At 65.2% G+C, this 16942-nt stretch carries 15 protein-coding genes; 12 read left to right on the top strand and 3 right to left on the bottom strand.

Annotated elements, in window-relative coordinates; all coding sequences use genetic code 11:
- Positions 1-167: 167 nt before the first annotated feature.
- The 7 genes from ONR75_RS16645 to ONR75_RS16675 all read left to right on the top strand — a co-directional run bounded on the left by ONR75_RS16645 (position 168) and on the right by ONR75_RS16675 (position 7755).
- Positions 168-983, top strand: coding sequence for a sugar phosphate isomerase/epimerase family protein (locus ONR75_RS16645; RefSeq protein ID WP_265078252.1), 816 nt, complete (start codon positions 168-170; stop codon positions 981-983).
- A gap of 61 nt (positions 984-1044) precedes the next feature.
- A complete protein-coding gene (locus ONR75_RS16650; protein ID WP_265078253.1) occupies positions 1045-2682 on the top strand; it encodes an ABC transporter substrate-binding protein in 1638 nt (545 codons plus the stop codon).
- A 3-nt stretch (positions 2683-2685) separates the two neighbouring features.
- On the top strand, positions 2686-3666 hold the full coding sequence (locus ONR75_RS16655) for an ABC transporter ATP-binding protein (protein WP_265078254.1): 981 nt from the start codon (positions 2686-2688) through the stop codon (positions 3664-3666).
- Positions 3663-4658 carry an ABC transporter ATP-binding protein gene (locus ONR75_RS16660; protein WP_265078255.1) on the top strand — a complete coding sequence of 332 codons (996 nt, stop codon included), beginning with the start codon at positions 3663-3665 and terminating at the stop codon, positions 4656-4658. The genes ONR75_RS16655 and ONR75_RS16660 overlap by 4 nt, the downstream gene beginning before the upstream one ends.
- Positions 4658-5593, top strand: a complete 936-nt coding sequence (locus tag ONR75_RS16665) for an ABC transporter permease (protein WP_265078256.1) — start codon at positions 4658-4660, stop codon at positions 5591-5593. Before ONR75_RS16660 ends, ONR75_RS16665 begins: the two co-directional genes overlap by 1 nt.
- 1 nt (position 5594) lies before the next feature.
- The gene (locus ONR75_RS16670) at positions 5595-6461 is read left to right on the top strand and encodes an ABC transporter permease (RefSeq protein ID WP_265078257.1); all 867 of its coding nucleotides are present in this window, start codon (positions 5595-5597) and stop codon (positions 6459-6461) included.
- Positions 6462-6480: 19 nt separating this feature from the next.
- Positions 6481-7755: an alkaline phosphatase family protein gene (locus ONR75_RS16675; RefSeq protein WP_265078258.1), complete on the top strand. Its 1275-nt coding sequence runs from the start codon at positions 6481-6483 to the stop codon at positions 7753-7755.
- A 42-nt stretch (positions 7756-7797) separates the two neighbouring features.
- Here the strand turns inward: ONR75_RS16675 and ONR75_RS16680 are convergent, their stop codons facing one another.
- Positions 7798-8595 carry an alpha/beta fold hydrolase gene (locus tag ONR75_RS16680; RefSeq protein WP_265078259.1) on the bottom strand — a complete coding sequence of 266 codons (798 nt, stop codon included), beginning with the start codon at positions 8593-8595 and terminating at the stop codon, positions 7798-7800.
- Positions 8596-8721: 126 nt separating this feature from the next.
- Here ONR75_RS16680 and ONR75_RS16685 point away from each other — a divergent pair, with 126 nt between their 5' ends.
- The 3 genes from ONR75_RS16685 to ONR75_RS16695 all read left to right on the top strand — a co-directional run bounded on the left by ONR75_RS16685 (position 8722) and on the right by ONR75_RS16695 (position 12344).
- Positions 8722-9357 (top strand): GntR family transcriptional regulator, encoded by a 636-nt coding sequence (locus ONR75_RS16685; RefSeq protein ID WP_265078260.1) that lies wholly within the window; start codon positions 8722-8724, stop codon positions 9355-9357.
- 12 nt (positions 9358-9369) lie between these two features.
- The gene (locus ONR75_RS16690) at positions 9370-10899 is read left to right on the top strand and encodes an aldehyde dehydrogenase (protein ID WP_265078261.1); all 1530 of its coding nucleotides are present in this window, start codon (positions 9370-9372) and stop codon (positions 10897-10899) included.
- 77 nt (positions 10900-10976) lie between these two features.
- Positions 10977-12344 (top strand): MFS transporter, encoded by a 1368-nt coding sequence (locus tag ONR75_RS16695; protein ID WP_265078262.1) that lies wholly within the window; start codon positions 10977-10979, stop codon positions 12342-12344.
- A gap of 161 nt (positions 12345-12505) precedes the next feature.
- Here ONR75_RS16695 and ONR75_RS16700 read toward each other — a convergent pair whose 3' ends face one another.
- Together ONR75_RS16700 and ONR75_RS16705 are read right to left on the bottom strand one after the other, a co-directional pair.
- Positions 12506-13918, bottom strand: coding sequence for a M48 family metalloprotease (locus ONR75_RS16700; protein ID WP_265078263.1), 1413 nt, complete (start codon positions 13916-13918; stop codon positions 12506-12508).
- Positions 13919-14130: 212 nt separating this feature from the next.
- The gene (locus tag ONR75_RS16705; RefSeq protein ID WP_265078264.1) at positions 14131-15090 is read right to left on the bottom strand and encodes a hypothetical protein; all 960 of its coding nucleotides are present in this window, start codon (positions 15088-15090) and stop codon (positions 14131-14133) included.
- A gap of 428 nt (positions 15091-15518) precedes the next feature.
- Here ONR75_RS16705 and ONR75_RS16710 point away from each other — a divergent pair, with 428 nt between their 5' ends.
- On the top strand, positions 15519-15839 hold the full coding sequence (locus tag ONR75_RS16710) for a nuclear transport factor 2 family protein (protein WP_265078265.1): 321 nt from the start codon (positions 15519-15521) through the stop codon (positions 15837-15839).
- Between the two features lie 100 nt (positions 15840-15939).
- Positions 15940-16725 (top strand): alpha/beta fold hydrolase, encoded by a 786-nt coding sequence (locus ONR75_RS16715; RefSeq protein ID WP_265078266.1) that lies wholly within the window; start codon positions 15940-15942, stop codon positions 16723-16725.
- The last annotated feature ends 217 nt before the right edge of the window (positions 16726-16942 follow it).

Raw genomic sequence — 16942 nt, forward strand, 5'->3', positions numbered from 1 at the left:
GGCCACGTCCATAAAGTCTTGATCGGCTGCGGTTCCCGGCGGGACATCCCGCGGCAATCCGGATGCTTGGGATAGACACTGCGCTTTCATGAGGCCGTCACGTCGTTCGACTAGCTACTGCGTCGATAGAACGCAGTTCGGCTCCGAGGACATTCATGATAGCCACAATGGAACTGCCCGTCGTCGGCGCAGCATTGACGACAAAGACGCTTGCCATTCATCGCGACTGGATTCTCGAGAAGCAGCGCGATCTGGAAATTCAGGATTTTTTCAGCAGCGAGACGCTCGACGGCGATTGGCGCGCGGTGGCCGATGACGTTGGCCGCCTGCTCGACGGCTACACCGGCCGGCTCGGCATGCACGGTCCGTTCTGGGGCTTCAAGATCGACAGCCAGGATCCGCTCATTCGCGCCGTCGTCACCAAGCGGCTGTTGCAGGGGCTCGATGCCTGCGAGGCGATCGGGGCGACGCAGATGGTGATCCATTCGCCGTTCACCACCTGGGATTACAATAACCTCGATATCAATCCCGGTTCCCGCGAGGCGCTGGCCGAACGCGTGCATCAGACGCTCAGGGACGTGGTGCAACGCGCCGAGGGCATCGGCTGCGAGCTCGTCATCGAGAACATCGAAGACATCGACCCGATGGCGCGCGTGCTCCTCGCCCGGAGTTTCAACAGTGTCGCGGTTCGCGTGTCGATCGACACCGGGCACGCGCACTACGCGCATGTGTCCACCGGCGCGCCGCCGGTCGATTACTATGTTGATGCAGCCGGTGCGGATCTCGCCCATGTGCACATCCAGGATGCCGACGGCTACTCGGATCGTCACTGGTTGCCCGGCGACGGCACCGTGAACTGGATGGCAGTGTTCCGGGCGCTGGGCCGCCTGTCGCAGCGGCCGCGGCTGCTGATCGAGGTCAAGGACCAGCTCAATATTCGCCGCGGCGCCGCGCATCTCGAGGCGCTCGGTATCGCCGGCTAGCGCGATCCCGTCGTCGTCCGCGTCTGCTGCCTGTTGTTATCCGATGCCAAAGGAACGCGTCATGCTTTGTCCCAATCGCCGTTCGATTCTCAGCCTTGGCGCCGGCGCCGCCGGTGCGTTCATTCTGCCGCGGATTTCGATTGCGCAGGCCGATAACCGCCCGTCGATCACCATCGCGGTGCAGAAGGTGGCAAACTCCAACACACTCGACGTGTTGCGCGAGCAGTCCAATGTCGGCGAGCGGGTGTTCTACTCCTCGCTGTGGGAAGCCCTGATCGGCAAGGATTGGCGAAGCGATCTGCGCATGACGCCGGGCCTTGCCACCGAATGGCGCCGGGTCGACGATCAGACCGTCGAGTTGAAACTGCGCCAGGGCGTCAAGTTCCACAACGGCGACGAGATGACCGCCGAGGACGTGGTGTTCTCGTTCAGCCGCGAGCGCATGTTCGCCAACACCGAAGCCAAGAACCGCAGCACCATCCGCGCCACCGAGCAGATCCCGACGCCGCGCCCGGGCAAGGAACTGCCGGGCGATCTTCCGGCAGTGGCGCGCCGCATCTGGCCCGACCTGGTGCGCGTCGAGGCGGTGGACAAATACACCGTGCGCTTCGTCAACGCCACGCCCGACGTCACGCTGGAAGGCCGGCTGTCGCGGTCCGGATCCGACATCATGAGCCGTCGTGGCTGGGAAGAGGCCGCGAGCTATCTCGACTGGGCGCGCAAGCCGATCACCACCGGGCCGTACATGGTGGCGGAGTACAGACCCGACGTATCGCTGACGCTGGTGGCGCATGACGAATATTGGGGCGGTCGCCCGCCGATCAAGCAGATCCGCTTCGTCGAGGTGCCGGAAGTGTCGAGCCGGGTCAACGGCCTGGTGTCCGGCCAGTACCAGTTCGCCTGCGATATCCCGCCGGACCAGATTGCCGGCATCGAAAAGAACGCCGGCTTCGAAGTGCAGGGCGGCACCATCGCCAATCACCGCCTCACGGTGTTCGACAAGAACCATGCGCAGCTGGCCAACCCGCTGGTACGCCGCGCCTTCACCCATGCCATCGACCGCCAGGCCATCGTCGACAGCCTGTGGGCCGGCCGCACCCGCGTGCCGCACGGGCTGCAGTGGGAGTTCTACGGCGACATGTTCCATGCCGACTGGACCGTGCCGGAATACAACCCGAAGCTGGCGCAGGATCTGCTGAAGCAGGCCAACTACAAGGGCGATCCGATCCCGTACCGGCTGCTCAACAACTACTACACCAACCAGGTGCCGACCTCGCAGGTGCTGGTGGAGATGTGGAAGGCCGTCGGCCTCAACGTCCAGATCGAGACCAAGGAAAACTGGACCCAGATCATGGAGCGGACGCCGACCCGCGCCGTGCGCGACTGGTCGAATTCGGCGCCGTTCAACGATCCGGTGTCGTCGATCGTGGCCCAGCATGGTCCGAACGGACAGCAGCAGCAGATCGGCGAATACGCCAACGTCGAAGCCAATGCGCTGTGCGAAGTGCTGGAGACCTCGACGGATCGTCCGAAGCGCCGCCTTGCCTTCCGCCGCATGCTCGAAATCCTCGAACGCGAGGACCCCGCCTATACGGTGCTGCACCAGAACGCGACGTTCACCGCAAAGCCGAAATCCATCAAATGGAAAGCCTCTCCGGCCTTTGCGATGGATTTCCGTCCCGGCAATTTCGGGAGCTGAGTAATGCAGCCGCTGATCGCGATCGACGCGCTGACCGTCGCCTTCAAGGGCGTGAAGGTGCTGGACGGCGTCAGCCTTGAAGTGCGTCGCGGCGAGGCCATTGGCCTCGTCGGCGAGTCCGGCTCCGGCAAGTCGGTGACCTGGCTGGCGGCGCTCGGCCTGCTGCCGAACACTGCCACCGTGAGCGGCAGCGTCAAACTGGAAGGCGCCGAACTTCTCGGCGCATCGCCGGGCGCCCTGGACAAGATCCGCGGCGGCAAGGTCGCCATGATCTTTCAGGATCCAGCCAGCGCGCTGAACCCGGTGCTCAACATCCGCCGGCAGATCAGCGAAAGTCTCGCTTTGCATGGCGGGTTGTCGGGAACTGCGATCCACGCCGAAGCGAAACGCCTGCTCGATCTGGTGGGCATCCCCGACGCCGAGCGCCGGCTGTCGGCCTATCCGCACGAATTCTCCGGCGGCCAGAGCCAGCGCATCATGATCGCCATGGCGCTGGCAGGGAATCCCGACCTGCTGATCGCCGACGAGCCGACCACAGCGCTCGACGCGACGATCCAGGCGCAGATTCTCGAACTGATCTGGCGCGTGCGCCGCGAGACCGGCATGGCCATCGTGCTGATCAGCCACGATCTCGGCGTGGTCGCGGAAAACTGCGACCGCGTCGCGGTGATGTATGCCGGCCGCATTGTCGAGGAAGCGCCGGCGGCGGAGCTGTTCGACGATCCCCGCCATCCTTATGCCGCCGGACTGGTCGGATCGCTACCGACCATGGACGGCCCGCGGCGCCGGCTGACGGCCATCGCCGGCACCGTGCCGGACCCGAAAGCCATGCCGACCGGCTGCGCCTTTGCGCCGCGTTGCGACTTCGCGGGCGGGCCATGCCAGATCCCGCCGCGACTGCGCGCCATCGCCGACAACCGGCGGATCGCCTGCGTCATCGACCGTGCGGCCCCGGCGCATCGTTACGTCCAGGCGGCGGAATGACCACGCCGCTGCTGAGCGTTGACGGGCTGGTGCGCAGCTATCGGATGAAAGCCGGCATGTTCGGACATGCGCGTGAGGTTCGTGCGGTCGACGGGGTGAGCTTTGCGATTCCCCGCGGCAAGACCCTCGGCCTGGTCGGTGAATCCGGTTCGGGCAAATCGACCACCGGCCGGCTGGTGCTCGGTCTGGAAAACCCCGATGCGGGAGCGGTCGGTTTTGACGGCGCGCCGCTGGCGGCCTTGGACAGCACGGCCTGGCGGGCGTCGCGTGCGCGCATGCAGATGATCTTCCAGAATCCGCTCGGTGCCCTCGACCGATTGCTGCCGATTGCCACCCAATTGCGCGAGCCGCTGGACATCCACCGCATCGGCGACGCGGCATCGCGCGCCGCGCGGGTGGCGGATCTGATGCGCAGGGTGGGGCTGTCGCGAGACATCGGACAGCGCTATCCGCATGAACTGTCGGGTGGTCAGCGCCAGCGTGCGGTGCTGGCGCGGGCGCTGACGACCAAGCCGGATTTCCTGGTCTGCGATGAGCCGGTCAGCGCGCTCGACGTCTCGATTCAGGCCCAGGTGGTCAATCTGCTGACCGATCTGCAGGCCGAGTTGAATTTGACCATGCTGTTCATCAGCCACGATTTGCGGGTGGTGCGTCAGATCAGCGAACGCGTCGCGGTGATGTATCTCGGGCGCGTGGTCGAACTCGGCGACGCCGACGATCTGTTCGCCTCGCCGCAGCACCCGTACACGCGCGCGCTGGTGTCGGCCTCGCCGACACCAGGCCGGCGCAAGGCCGAGCGCATCGTGCTGACCGGCGAGCCGCCGAATCCCGCGGCGAAACCTGCGGGCTGTGGCTTCCATCCGCGATGCCCCATCGCGTTCGCGCGCTGTCGCGTCGAGGCGCCTGACCTCGCCGAAGTCGCGCCTGGCCGCAGCGTGGCCTGCCATCAGGTCGGATCGGGTTCTTCCGCGCGCGCCGGAGCGTTGCACTGATGGCACGCTATTTCGCGATCCGCTTGTTGCGGGCCCTGATCACCATCGTGCTCGTCGTCACCTTCGTGTTCGTCGTGCTGCGGATGTCCGGTGACCCGGCGCTGATCATCCTGGGCCCGGAGGCGCCGCCCGAAGTGATCGCCGCGTTCCGCAAGGCGTGGGGATTGGACGATCCGATCTGGATTCAATACGTCAACTACTTCGGCGCCATCGCCAAGGGCGAGTTGGGCCGCTCGATGCGCGACGGCCGTTCGGCGATCGAACTGGTGCTGGAACGGATTCCGGCCACGCTGGCGCTGACGATCCCGGCATTGCTGATCAAGCTCGCGATCGGCATTCCCGCGGGAATTTTCGCGGCGCTCAATCGCGGCAGCTGGATCGATCGCGTGGTGATGATCGGTGCCGTAGTCGGCTTTACCGTGCCGAGCTTCGTGCTCGGCCTGGTGCTGGTGCTGATCTTTGCCGTCCAGCTCGGCTGGCTGCCGTCGGGCGGGCAGGAGACCTGGCGCCACGCCATTCTGCCGATCGCGACGCTCGGGATCGGCGGCGCGGCGGTGCTGGCGCGCTTCACCCGCAGCGCCATGCTCGAAGTGCTCGGCCATTCCTATATCCGTACCGCGTCGGCCAAGGGCCTGTCGTGGCGGACCGTCGTGTTGTCGCATGCGCTGCCCAACGCCGCGATTCCGACGGTGACAATTGTCGGCTTCATGGTCGGCAGCCTGATCGCCGGCGCCGTCGTCGTCGAGAGCGTGTTTTCATGGCCCGGGGTAGGGCGGCTGCTCGTCGTCGCGGTGGCCAACCGCGATCTCGCGATCGTGCAATGCATCCTGCTGCTGGTCGCCGCCACCATGGTGACGTCCAACATGATCGTGGATTTCCTCTACGGCTTCCTCGATCCACGCCTGCGCAGCCCGCAGGCGGCCGGAGCGCATTGAGATGGCGGATCTGTCACTTCCCGAGGAACGCACCGCAAAGCCAACGTTGACATGGCCGAAAATCCCGGCTGCCGTCGTGATCGCCATTGTCTGGCTGGTCGCCATGCTGACCATCGGGCTGCTGGCCGATACGCTGGCGCCCTATGGCATGACCAAGATGGACCTGCGCAACCGTCTGGCGCCGCCCGGCCATGCGCTGCATTGGCTGGGCACCGACGAACTTGGCCGCGATGTGCTGTCGCGCCTGATGTTTTCGATCCGCATCTCCCTGCTGATCGCCTTCGGTGCGACGGCCATCTCCGCGGTGGTCGGCACGCTGCTGGGATTCCTCGCCGCGCATTTTCGCGGGTTCGTGGAGCAGGCGGTGCTGATGCTGGCCGACTTTCAGGCCAGCATGCCGTTTCTGATTCTGGCGCTGGCGGTGCTGGCGTTCTTCGGCACCTCGCTGCCGCTGCTGATCGGGCTGATGGGCTGCTACGGCTGGGAACGTTACGCGCGCATCGCCCGCGGGCTGGCGATCTCGGCGAACAAGCAGGGCTATGCCGCCGCGGTCCGGCAGCTCGGCGCCACGCCGTCGCGGATCTATCTGCGCCATATCCTGCCCAACATCGTCTCGACGCTGATCGTCTCCATGACCCTGGTGTTTCCTGAAGTCATCCTGCTGGAATCCGGCCTGTCCTTCCTCGGCCTCGGCGTGCAGCCGCCGATGACCAGCCTCGGCAACATGGTCGGCTACGGCCGCGACTATGTCGGCAGCGCGCCGTGGATCATGCTGGCGCCGGCGGTGACGATCACGCTGACCACGCTGGCGGTGTCGCTGATCGGCGACTGGCTGCGCGACCGCCTCGATCCCACCCTCGACGACTAAGCTCGGAACGGAAGCAGCCATGTCACACCCCATCGTCGTCACCGTCATCTGTGACGGAAACCGTCCGGACTTCGTGTCGGAAGAAACGACGCCGCACATGGCGCGGCTGCGCAAGGCCGGTACCTGGTTCGCTGACCATCGCGGCATCTTTCCGTCGGCGACGCGGGCGTCGTCAGCCTCCATTGCCACCGGCTGCTGGCCGGTCTCGCATGGGCTGCGGGGCAACATGGTGGGATTGCCCGTCGCCGGCGGTCATGAGCTGCACGACGCCGGCAGACCAGAATTCTTCGACACCTATCGCAATCATTTTGGCCGGCTGCTGCTGCGCCCGTCGCTGTCGGCGCGGGTTGCGGAGCTGCACGGCGCGTTGCTGTGCTCCAACGTCTCGCCGGGCGCGGCCTGGTTTCACGACGCCGATGCCCACGCCGAATTGTATCACCGCGAGCTGAGCTATCGCCCGGGCAGGGTGCCGCTGCTGCCGCCGATCGACGCACCCGCAGGTGCTGTCGGCGACGCCGTTCTCACAGAAAAATTCATCTCCATCCTGCTGGAGCGTCCGCCCTCGGTGGCGACCCTGTGGCTGTCCGAACCCGACAAGACCATGCACGCCTTTCCGCTCGGCTCGCCGCAGCACCTCGCGGCGTTGCGCGCGGTCGACAACCACGTTGGTGCTGTCGCCGAAGCCGTCGCGCGGCTCAGGGATCGCGGCCATGACGTGCTGCTGATGGTCGGCTCCGACCATGGCCATGAATCCGTCACCGAGGTCGTGCCGGTGGAACGGCGCCTGTTCGAGGCGGGTTTCAAGACCGAACTGGAGAGTCCGGACCTCGTCGTGGCCTGCCAGGGATCCTCGGCCTTCATTCACTTCGGCGACGACGCCCTCAACCGGCGGGACGAGGTCGCCGACTGGCTCGGCCAGCAATCCTGGGCAGGGCGCATCATCCGCGGCGAGGACCTTGCGGCACTCGGCCAGATCCCGGCCGCCGACGTGCTCGCCGTCGACATGGCAAAATCGCCGGGCAGCAATTGCAACGGCATTCCCGGCCTCACCGTCATGGCGGTGCGCTTCTCCGAGGACGAGGACGCCGTGCGCCGCGACTGCGGCATGCATGGCGGGCTCGGCCGCTACGAGACCAATCCCACGCTCATGATCGTCGGCAACGGCTTTGCCGCGGGGCAGGTGGTGACGACGGAAAGCCGCATCATCGACCTCGCGCCCACCGCCTTGCACCATCTCGGCCTGCCGCAAGACGGCCTCGACGGCATTGCGCTCGATGGTGGCAACTTCGGTTGAGATCGCATCAGACGGACGGCGCGCTTCAACGGTCGCGTACCGTCAGGCAGCGCGGATCTCTGCGCCGTGAGCCAGGAATGGCGCTATGGCTTCGAGGAACGCCTCGGGAGCTTGCAAGGGTGGTACGTGGGCGCAGCCTTGCAGCACATGCAGGCGGGCATCGGGCAACAGCACGCTCAACTCCTCCGACATCGGCGGCGGCGTGGCTTCGTCCTGATCGCCGACCATCACCAGCACGGGCACCGTCACCTTCGCTAGCTCCGGCCGCAGGTCGAGCCCGGCCAGCGACGTGCAGGCGGCGTGAAACACCTCGATGTCGGTGCGCAGAAACGCCGCCTCGCGCTCGCGCATCAGCTCGGGATGTGCCTCCTGATAGTCGGGGGCGAACAGCCGCCGCATCGCGACCGGCGTGATCGCGGCCAATCCCTTGGCCCGCGCCGCGGCCGCCATGTTGCGGAACGCCTCGCGGCCGGGCTCGGAGAACGCCGCGCCGCAATCCGCCAGCACCAGGCGGCTGGCGATCCCCGGATGGCGAATGGCCATCTGCAGCGCGACGAAGCCGCCATAGCCGTTGCCGAGCACGATGGCGTCCTCGCCGGCCGTGGCCTCGCGCACGAACGCGGCCATGCGATCAGCCACCGCGGGCAGCCCGCCTTCGACGGAGTGTGACGCGCCGAAGCCCGGCAGCTCCGGAACGATGACGCGAAAGCGCCGGGCGAGGGACGGCGCGATGCGGTCGAAGCTGGCGCGGTCCGAGAGCAGCGAATGGAACAGCACCAGCGGCGGGCCTTCGCCCAAAACCTCAGCGTTGACAGTGCCGTCGGCGAATAACTGGTTCATCGGAAGTCCTCGGTGGTTCGATCGCACGATCCAGTGATACGGGGATTTGCGGCAAGTTCAAGCCATTTCCCGGTTGACGTGATATTTCACGCGTGAGATAAATTGGCTGAGAATTGGATTCCAACGATGCTTTTGCGCGACAATATCTACGATCTGCTGCGTGATGATATCCTGACCTGTCGGTTTGCGCCGGGTGATGATATGCGCGAGCAGGATCTCGCGGAGCGTTATGCGGTCAGCCGCCAGCCGGTCCGCGAGGCCTTGCTGCGGCTCGAGCGCGAGCATCTGGTGACGGTGCAGCCGCGCCAGGGCTACCGGGTCAACCCGATCTCGCTGGGCGATGCGCGCGACCTGCTGCGTTTCCGGCTGGCGCTGGAGCCGGCTTGCGTCGCCGAGGCGATCGAACATGCGCCCGCCGAAGTGCTGACGGCGTTGGACGAGTTCCGGACCTTCGTCGGCAACCGCGAGGAGTTCATCACCTACAACCGCGCGTTCCATACCGCGCTGGCCTACGCCTCCGGCAACCGCCGCATGGCGGTCGCCGCCTGCGACCTGATCGGGCAGGCGGACCGCCTCGTTCGCGTCAGCCTAGCCAACGTCAAGGGGCACGACCCCGCGCAGCTCGTCGCCGAACACGCTGACCTGATCGACGCGATGCAGCGCCGCGATGGCCGCGCCGCCGCCCGCATCATCCGGGCCCACATTCAGAAAACCGAAAAACGCGTGCTGCCGGCGCTTGCCCGCAACGCGGTGATCATCTGACGGAGATTAGCCATGAACAGCCCCGCAACACCGACGGTCTCAGACGTCGAAACCCACGGCAATTTTGTCGACGGCAAGCAGATCGAGGCTGGCGACGGCGTTTTGCTCGATGTGCGCAACCCGGCGACTGGCGAGATCATCGCGCGGATTCCCAACTCGACTTCCGCCGACATCGACCGCGCCATGAAGAGCGCTCGTGCGGCGTTCGAAGGCCGCGAATGGGGCGGGATGGATATCCGCAGCCGCGCCCGCCTGGTGAACCGGCTGGCTGATGCCTTCGAGGCCAATCTCGACACGCTGTATCGCCTGGAGACCCTGAACAACGGCCGCCCGCTCAACGAGACCCGCGCCCAGCTCGGACGCCTGCCTGACTTTTTCCGGTACTTCGCCGGACTAGCGCTGTCGCGGCGCGACTCGGTCATTCCGGTCGAGGGCGATTACCTGAACTACACCTTGCGCACGCCGATCGGCGTGGTCGCCAACTGCACGCCGTTCAACCATCCCTTGATGATCATGTGCAAGTCGCTGGCCGCGGTGCTTGCGTCGGGCTGTACCACCGTGGTGAAGCCGTCGGAATACACCCCGCTGACAACGCTGAAGCTGGCGCAGATCTTCACCGACGCGGGCCTGCCGAAAGGCGTATTCAACGTCGTGCTCGGCCTCGGCCAGAGCGCCGGAAAGATGCTGGCCGAGCATCCCGACATCAACAAGCTGGTGCTGACCGGCGGCACCGAAGCCGGCCGCATCGCTGGCAGCGCTGCCGCAAAAGTGTTCGCGCACCAGACCATGGAACTCGGCGGCAAGACGCCGGTCATGGTGTTCGACGATTTCAATATTGATCAGGCCGTCAACTACGCCGCGTTCGGCGCCTTCATCGGCGCCGGCCAGACCTGTGTCTGCGCCTCCCGGCATATCGTGCAGGACACGATATATGACGAATTCGTCGAGAAGCTGCAGCGCAAGACGGAGTCGATCCGCATCGGCGACCCGTTTGATCCGGCGACCCAGCTCGGACCGGTGATTTCCGCCAAACAGCGCGATCGCGTGCTGATGTATTCGCGTTTCGGCAACGAGGACGGCGCGCGGCTGGTCACCGGCGGCGTCGCCGCCGATGTGCCCGGTCATCAGGGCGGCTACTTCGTCAAGCCGACGGTGTTCGCCGACGTCCGCGCCGACATGCGCATCTTCCAGGAAGAAGTCTTCGGACCGTTCACCTCGGTGACGCCGTTCAAGGACGAGGCCGACGCCCTGCGGCTTGCCAACGACTCGCCGTTCGGCCTGGCTGCCGCGATCCGTACCAGCAATGTCGGCCGCGCCCACCGCGTCGCCGCCGGCGTTCGCGCCGGCATCGTCTGGGTCAACGACCATCACCGGCTCGATCCGGCGTCGCCGTGGGGCGGCGTCGACGACAGCGGCATCGGCAGCGAATTCGGCACCGAGAGCTTCGAGACGCACTTCAACACCAAGAGCGTCATGGTGGCCACCGCTGAGAAGGATTTTGACTGGTACCGCGACACGGCGGGCCAGAAGCGCCTCAACTAACAGATCGAATCGGGCGGCTGCCAAAAGTCCAAAGAGACGCAGCCGTCCGCACCATCAACACAACGGGAGAAACGCCAATGTCAGCTTCAGTCAACGCCGGAGGCCGCCTCGATCGGCTTCCGATCGGACCATTCCACTACCGCATCATGACACTGATCGGCATTGGCATGTTCTTCGACGGTTTCGACATCTATCTTGCCGGCACCGTGCTCGGCGTGACGTTGAAGACCGGATTCTCAACACTCGGCCAGAATGCAATCTTCATTTCGGCGACCTTCGTCGGCATGATGGTGGGATCGTTCGGCACCGGCTTCCTCGGCGATCGTTTCGGCCGCCGCTTCAGCTACCAGTTCAACCTGCTTCTGTTCGGCCTTGCTTCGCTCGCCGCCGCTTTCGCGCCCAACATGACCATCCTGATCGTCTGCCGCTTCTTCATGGGCGTCGGGCTGGGCGCCGAGAACGTGGTTGGCTATTCCACCATGACCGAGTTCGTGCCCGCCAAGTCGCGCGGCAAGTGGCTCGGGCTGATGGCGGTGTGCGTGGTCACCGGCCTGCCGGCCGCGTTGCTGGTCGCGTCGATCATCGTACCGGCATTCGGCTGGCGCGCCATGTTCATCCTCGGCGGCATCGGTGCGCTGGTGGTCTGGTATCTGCGCAAGAACCTGCCGGAATCGCCGCGCTGGCTCGAAGCCGTCGGCCGCAAGGAGGAGGCGGAAGCGCTGATGCAGAGCATCGAGCGCGAAGCCGCCCAGGGCCAACCGCTGCCGGCTCCGGCGCTGGCGCCCGCGGTGGCGCCGTCCGGCGATCTGGCGACGCTGTTCACGCAGCCGCTGCTGAGCCGCATGATCGTGGGTTCGGTTTGCCTGATCACCATCAACACGCTGCTGTACGGCTTCGTCACCTGGCTGCCGGTCTTCTTCATCAAGCAGGGGCTGAGCATCGCCACCTCGTTCGGCTACGCACTGCTGATGGCACTGGGCGCCCCGATCGGCTCGGCCATCGGCGCGCTGACAGCGGATCGCTGGGGCCGCAAGCCGACCATCATCGGTTCGTCGCTGATCACGGTGGCGCTGGGCATCATCTATCCGATGATCTCCGACCCGATCCTGCTGCCGGCGGTGGGCTTCCTGCTGACCATCCCGATCTACGTGCTGGTGGCGCTGCTGTTCGGCATCTACATCCCCGAACTGTTCCCCACCGAGGTGCGGCTGCGGGCGTCGGGCATCGTCAACACCCTGGGCCGCGGCGCCACCATCGTGACGCCGTTCCTGGTGGTGATGCTGTTCGAGGCCCGCGGCGTCGCCGGCGTGATGTCGCTGATGATCGGGCTGCTGGTGATCCAGATCATCACCGTCGCGGCGCTGGGCATCGAAACCCGCCATCGCCGGCTTGAAGAGCTGAAGAGCGAGGATCTGGCGCCCTCGGCGCTGAAGCAGCCGTCCTGACCGCAGCGGGCAGGGCGACATGACAAGCCTCCGGTGAGCGAAGTACACTCGCTCACCGGAGTGCGATAGGTCTCAGCGCTGCCGTTGTTTCTGCGCATCTCCGCCGCAAGCGCGAGGAAGTCGTGCTGGTCGGCTTCGCGGATGCGAACGACCGGTAACGCTCAATCCTTCGATCCCGGCCCCTTGGCCGCGATGATGTCGTCGGCCTTGACCCAGCCGGGGGTGCCGATGGCGAAGCGGGCCTTGGCGCGCGAGGCCAGTTCGCGCGCGGTCTTGTTGTCGCCGCGCAAGAATGCGGCCTGTGCCGAGGCGAGATCGGCCTCCGCATAGTCGCCCTTGCGGCCATAGGCCATGGCCAGCTGGGAGTAGCCGATCGGCGCTTCGCTTTCGCGGGCGACGGCGGCGCGCAGGATCCGGATCGCTTCGTCGGTGGTCGCCTTGTTGTCGGAGGCCACCAGCGCCTGCCCCAGCAGCATCTCGATCAGGGCTGCGTTGTTCGACAGTTGCACCGCCTTGCGCAGCGGCGCCACGGCCTCTGCCGGCCGGCCGCCTTCGAGCAGCGCCTGGCCCTTCAATTCATGGAAATAGGGGTTGTTGGGCTGCACCGCGATCAGCGCGTCGATCTGCGCCGCGGCGTCGCGCAGGTCGCCATGGCGATAGGTGGCGATGGCGCGCGCATAGCGCGCCGGCAGCGAGACGTCGGACGGCGGATAGCGCCGATAGACCGTATCGCGCTGCTCCATGAAGCCGGAGGTCTTGGCGCGCATCAGGTCGTGGCGCAGCTGCAAAGCAGGGTCGTCCTTCTTGTCCCAGTACGGGCTCGATTTCGCCAGCTCTTCGAGCGCGGCAACGCGCTCGCGCGGCATCGGATGCGACTGCTGGTAGGGGTCGGCGCCACGCGCCGCGAACAGGCTGTCGCCGGAGAACCGCTTGAAGGTCTCGTACATGCCCTTCGGCGACTGGCCGGTGGCGGTGAGGAACTTGACCCCGGCGCGGTCGGCGTTTTCCTCCTGCTGGCGCTGGTAGGACAGCATGGTGCTCTGCAGGATCGCGCTCGGCGCGCTCACCGCGGCAGCGCCGATATTGCCGGCGCCGTTGTTGGGATTGCCGCTGCGCGCGCCGGCCACCATGGCGCCGACGCCGAGCAGCATGGCAACGATCATCTGGGTCTGCGCTTCCGCCAGCCGCGAGCGGAGCTTCGACAGATGGCCGCCGGCGAGATGGCCGGTTTCGTGGGCCAGCACGCCGATCAGCTGGTTCGGGGTCTGCGACTGCATCAGCGCGCCGTAATTGACGAAGATGCGGCGGCCGTCGGCGACGAAGGCGTTGAAGGTGGGATCGTTGATGATGACGACCTGGATATTCTGTTTCTCGAGCCCGGCGGCGCGCAGGATCGGCCGCGTGTAGTCGCGCAGCAGCTGCTCGATCTCGGCATCGCGCAGCAGCCTGGGGCCGCGGTTTTCCTGGGCGCGCGCCGGCAGCTGCGCGATCAGCAGCGCCGCCGCGGTCAGCAGCGCGATCCATCTGGAGGGGGCCCGGGGCGTGGCCCGGGGCTGCGGTCGCAGGTCTTTCATCTTCGGCCGGGGTCGGACAGGGATGGGCCTAACAAGCCCGATATTGCGGCAGGAGCGCGGCACAGCAACGGACCGCAACGCGTCGGGGCCGTGCAGATAGCAGGTTATACTGGAAAATACGAATGGGGATCAGCACCGGCGTCCGGCGCCGCCTCCTGCAGCAATGACACTGGCGATGCGTCGGCGATATCCCGAAAGCCGAGGCCGGAGCGTCAGGCCTGCACGTCGATGGTCGGCGTCGCCGCGACCATCACCGTCGCGAGTGCGGCATCGGCGCCGCCGGACTGGCTGATCTGGATGTTTTCCGCCAGTTCGCCGACGGCCTTGTCCACGGCTGAGCCGGTCTGCGCCGCGCCGTCGGCTTCGGGGTCGGCCGGATGCTGAGCCTTGAGCTTTCGCGCGGCTTCTTCCATCAAGTGCTTGACCGCGCGGGCAGCGTCCTTGAAGGCTTCCAGCACGTCGTGCTCATGCTGGTTGTCTTTCGCTTCCGCCGTGGCCTTGTCGGCCGGGCTCTGCGGCTGCGCGGCGACTTCAGGCGCGGCCGTCTTTGCGGTCGCATCGGCTGGGGAGGCCACCGCCGGAGCCTCGCCTGTCGTTGACGTCGCATCGCTCGCTGTTGCGGCCGGGTCGGCGGAGCCGGTGACGGCATCGCTTGGCACCGCGGCGTTCGACGCACCTTCGCCGCCCTGGGCTTTCAGCGCCTCGCTATATTCGTTGGCGGCGCCCTTGATCTCCTGGGCGATGGCCTTGGCCTGACGCATGATTGCCTTGGGATCGCCGCCCATCATGCGCAGCAATGCCAGTTTCTGGCGCGCCAGTTCCAGCTTCTGTTCGGCCGCCGCCTTGCGATCGCCGATCATGCCCTGCCTGGCGTCGTCGAGCTTGGTCAGCGCATCGCGGGTCTTCTCCAACTGATCGGAGAGCGCGGTCGCGACATCGCCGTCCAGCGCCGGCCACAGGGCGTTCAGCGAATTCTGCAGCAGCGACATGGCCTGCGCGGAAGCCGACAAATTCTTCTGGACCGCAGGGCCGCGGTTGGCGGAATTGACGTCGCCCGCGTCGGCGTTGGTCTTGGCCGAAGCCGCACTGGATTTCGCCGCCGCACCGCGCAGCAGCGCGACCGCGGCATCGTCGGCGGACTTCTGATATGCGCTGTTGGACGCAGTGAGCACCGAACATCCTCGCTAGCGGACTTGGTCGCCTAAGGTGTGTGCGAAAGTTCTACTATCTCTACGGTAATAACGTGCCTCTGCGACTCTTAATGATCCGTTAAGGGAGTGGCGGTGAGTTGATCTCGCACCGTCGTCCTGTGCGACCTATCGCAGCGAAGCAGGCGTGGCGCTTCGCTGCCTTTTCGCGCGCCATGCGAACGGCCAGTTTGATGCATGGTCTCAAGTTAACGTCCCGCGCCCGAGCGTTGCTCACCGCGCTTGGAGCCATCGGGCCGGCTTCGTCGACCGCTGATACGCTTCGTGACACGGCAATCCGGAGCCGCGAGCGTGTCGAGATTCGTGCGACCTCTTGTCCCAGTTTGTCCAACTATTTTATCGAATGGCCAATTGTTAAAGGTCGCTCCGAATGTTCGAGAGGAGAAGAGATAATGGATCTGCCAACCGTGGCGGAGGCGTACTTTGAGGCAGACAGGCACAATGACCTCAACGCCATGCTGGCGGTTTTTTCCGACAATGCCTCAGTGATGGACGAAGGCACGCGCCACGAGGGCGCCGCCGCAATCCGTGGATGGTGGACAGCGGCAAAGGCAAAGTATCATCACGTCGCCATACCAACGGAGACGGTGATTGCGGGCGAGGAGATCCTTGTCAGGGCGACTGTGACAGGGCGATTTCCCAACAGTCCCGCAACGCTCAATTACGCATTCACGGTGAAGCAGGGAAAGATCATCAACCTGGAAATTGGCTGATGGCTGGTTTCTCACCCCGAAGGATGACGGCAGTCATCCGCCTGCTCACCCTTGAACATAACTATCCCATAGCAATGACAGATACCCTGGAGATATGCCAATGAGCTTTGAGATCGGACAGATCCTGGTTGCAACGGTTGCCGCGGCAAATCTGTTTGCCATGACGCCGGCACGTGCAGCAGATGCCACTCCGAACAGCAAGGCCGTTCGAAATGTCGTGCTTGTGCACGGTGCATTCGCCGATGGTTCGGGATGGCGCGGGGTCTACGAAGAGTTGAAACATCGCGGCTTTCGCGTGACTATCGTTCAAAATCCTCTCACCTCCCTCGAAGACGATGTCGCTGCCACCAAGCGTGCGCTGGATCGACAGAATGGCCCGACCATCCTTGTCGGACACTCCTGGGGCGGCACGGTCATCACCGAAGCAGGCGTTGATGCGAAGGTGGCAGGGCTTGTCTATGTCTCCGCTCTTTCGCCAGACGCCGGAGAAACCACTGCTCAGCAGTATGCAGGCTTTGCGCCCGCGTCCCAGTTTGTCATCGACACGACAGACGATGGTTTTGGCTTCGTTAGCCTGGAAAAATTCAAGGCTGGCTTTGCCCATGACTTGAACGATTCAGACGCCGCGTTTTTGCGGGATGCGCAGGTCCCGATCAACATGTCGGCGTTCGGCGTGAAGCTTAAGAATGCAGCGTGGCGGTCCAAGCCCAGCTGGGCGGTGATCGCGACTGAAGACAAGGCTTTTGATCAGAAAATGCTGATTCACATGGCCGAGCGCATCGGTGCACAGATCACGAAGGTTTCAGCCAGTCACGCGCTTTTCATGAGCCAGCACAAAGCCGTGGCCGACGTGATCGAAAAAGCCGCGAAAACACTGTCGAAGTAACGTGATTGGGCAATCCGGATTCCGGCTCGCCCTTCAGTGCTGCTTCAGCAAGAGCTTTGATCATTGAAAGTTGTCCGGCGCCTGGCTCCTGCGACGTGGGGCCACTGAGAACCATCGCCACGATGCAGATCATATGATGGCCGCCGCGCCGGGTTGATGCCATGTGCTGCGCGTCGATGACGCGCTGATCACGACAAAGTTAGGAATCGGAGTTGCC

The organism is Rhodopseudomonas sp. P2A-2r, from assembly GCF_026015985.1.
In the GTDB taxonomy this organism is placed as follows: Bacteria; Pseudomonadota; Alphaproteobacteria; order Rhizobiales; family Xanthobacteraceae; genus Tardiphaga.

Coding starts and splice junctions, on each gene's coding strand:
- ONR75_RS16675 (WP_265078258.1), top strand. CDS start 6,481: ATGTCACACCCCATCGTCGTCACCGTCATCTGTGACGGAAACCGTCCG.
- ONR75_RS16660 (WP_265078255.1), top strand. CDS start 3,663: ATGACCACGCCGCTGCTGAGCGTTGACGGGCTGGTGCGCAGCTATCGG.
- ONR75_RS16685 (WP_265078260.1), top strand. CDS start 8,722: ATGCTTTTGCGCGACAATATCTACGATCTGCTGCGTGATGATATCCTG.
- ONR75_RS16655 (WP_265078254.1), top strand. CDS start 2,686: ATGCAGCCGCTGATCGCGATCGACGCGCTGACCGTCGCCTTCAAGGGC.
- ONR75_RS16680 (WP_265078259.1), bottom strand. CDS start 8,595: ATGAACCAGTTATTCGCCGACGGCACTGTCAACGCTGAGGTTTTGGGC.
- ONR75_RS16700 (WP_265078263.1), bottom strand. CDS start 13,918: ATGAAAGACCTGCGACCGCAGCCCCGGGCCACGCCCCGGGCCCCCTCC.
- ONR75_RS16645 (WP_265078252.1), top strand. CDS start 168: ATGGAACTGCCCGTCGTCGGCGCAGCATTGACGACAAAGACGCTTGCC.
- ONR75_RS16665 (WP_265078256.1), top strand. CDS start 4,658: ATGGCACGCTATTTCGCGATCCGCTTGTTGCGGGCCCTGATCACCATC.
- ONR75_RS16670 (WP_265078257.1), top strand. CDS start 5,595: ATGGCGGATCTGTCACTTCCCGAGGAACGCACCGCAAAGCCAACGTTG.
- ONR75_RS16690 (WP_265078261.1), top strand. CDS start 9,370: ATGAACAGCCCCGCAACACCGACGGTCTCAGACGTCGAAACCCACGGC.
- ONR75_RS16715 (WP_265078266.1), top strand. CDS start 15,940: ATGAGCTTTGAGATCGGACAGATCCTGGTTGCAACGGTTGCCGCGGCA.
- ONR75_RS16710 (WP_265078265.1), top strand. CDS start 15,519: ATGGATCTGCCAACCGTGGCGGAGGCGTACTTTGAGGCAGACAGGCAC.
- ONR75_RS16650 (WP_265078253.1), top strand. CDS start 1,045: ATGCTTTGTCCCAATCGCCGTTCGATTCTCAGCCTTGGCGCCGGCGCC.
- ONR75_RS16695 (WP_265078262.1), top strand. CDS start 10,977: ATGTCAGCTTCAGTCAACGCCGGAGGCCGCCTCGATCGGCTTCCGATC.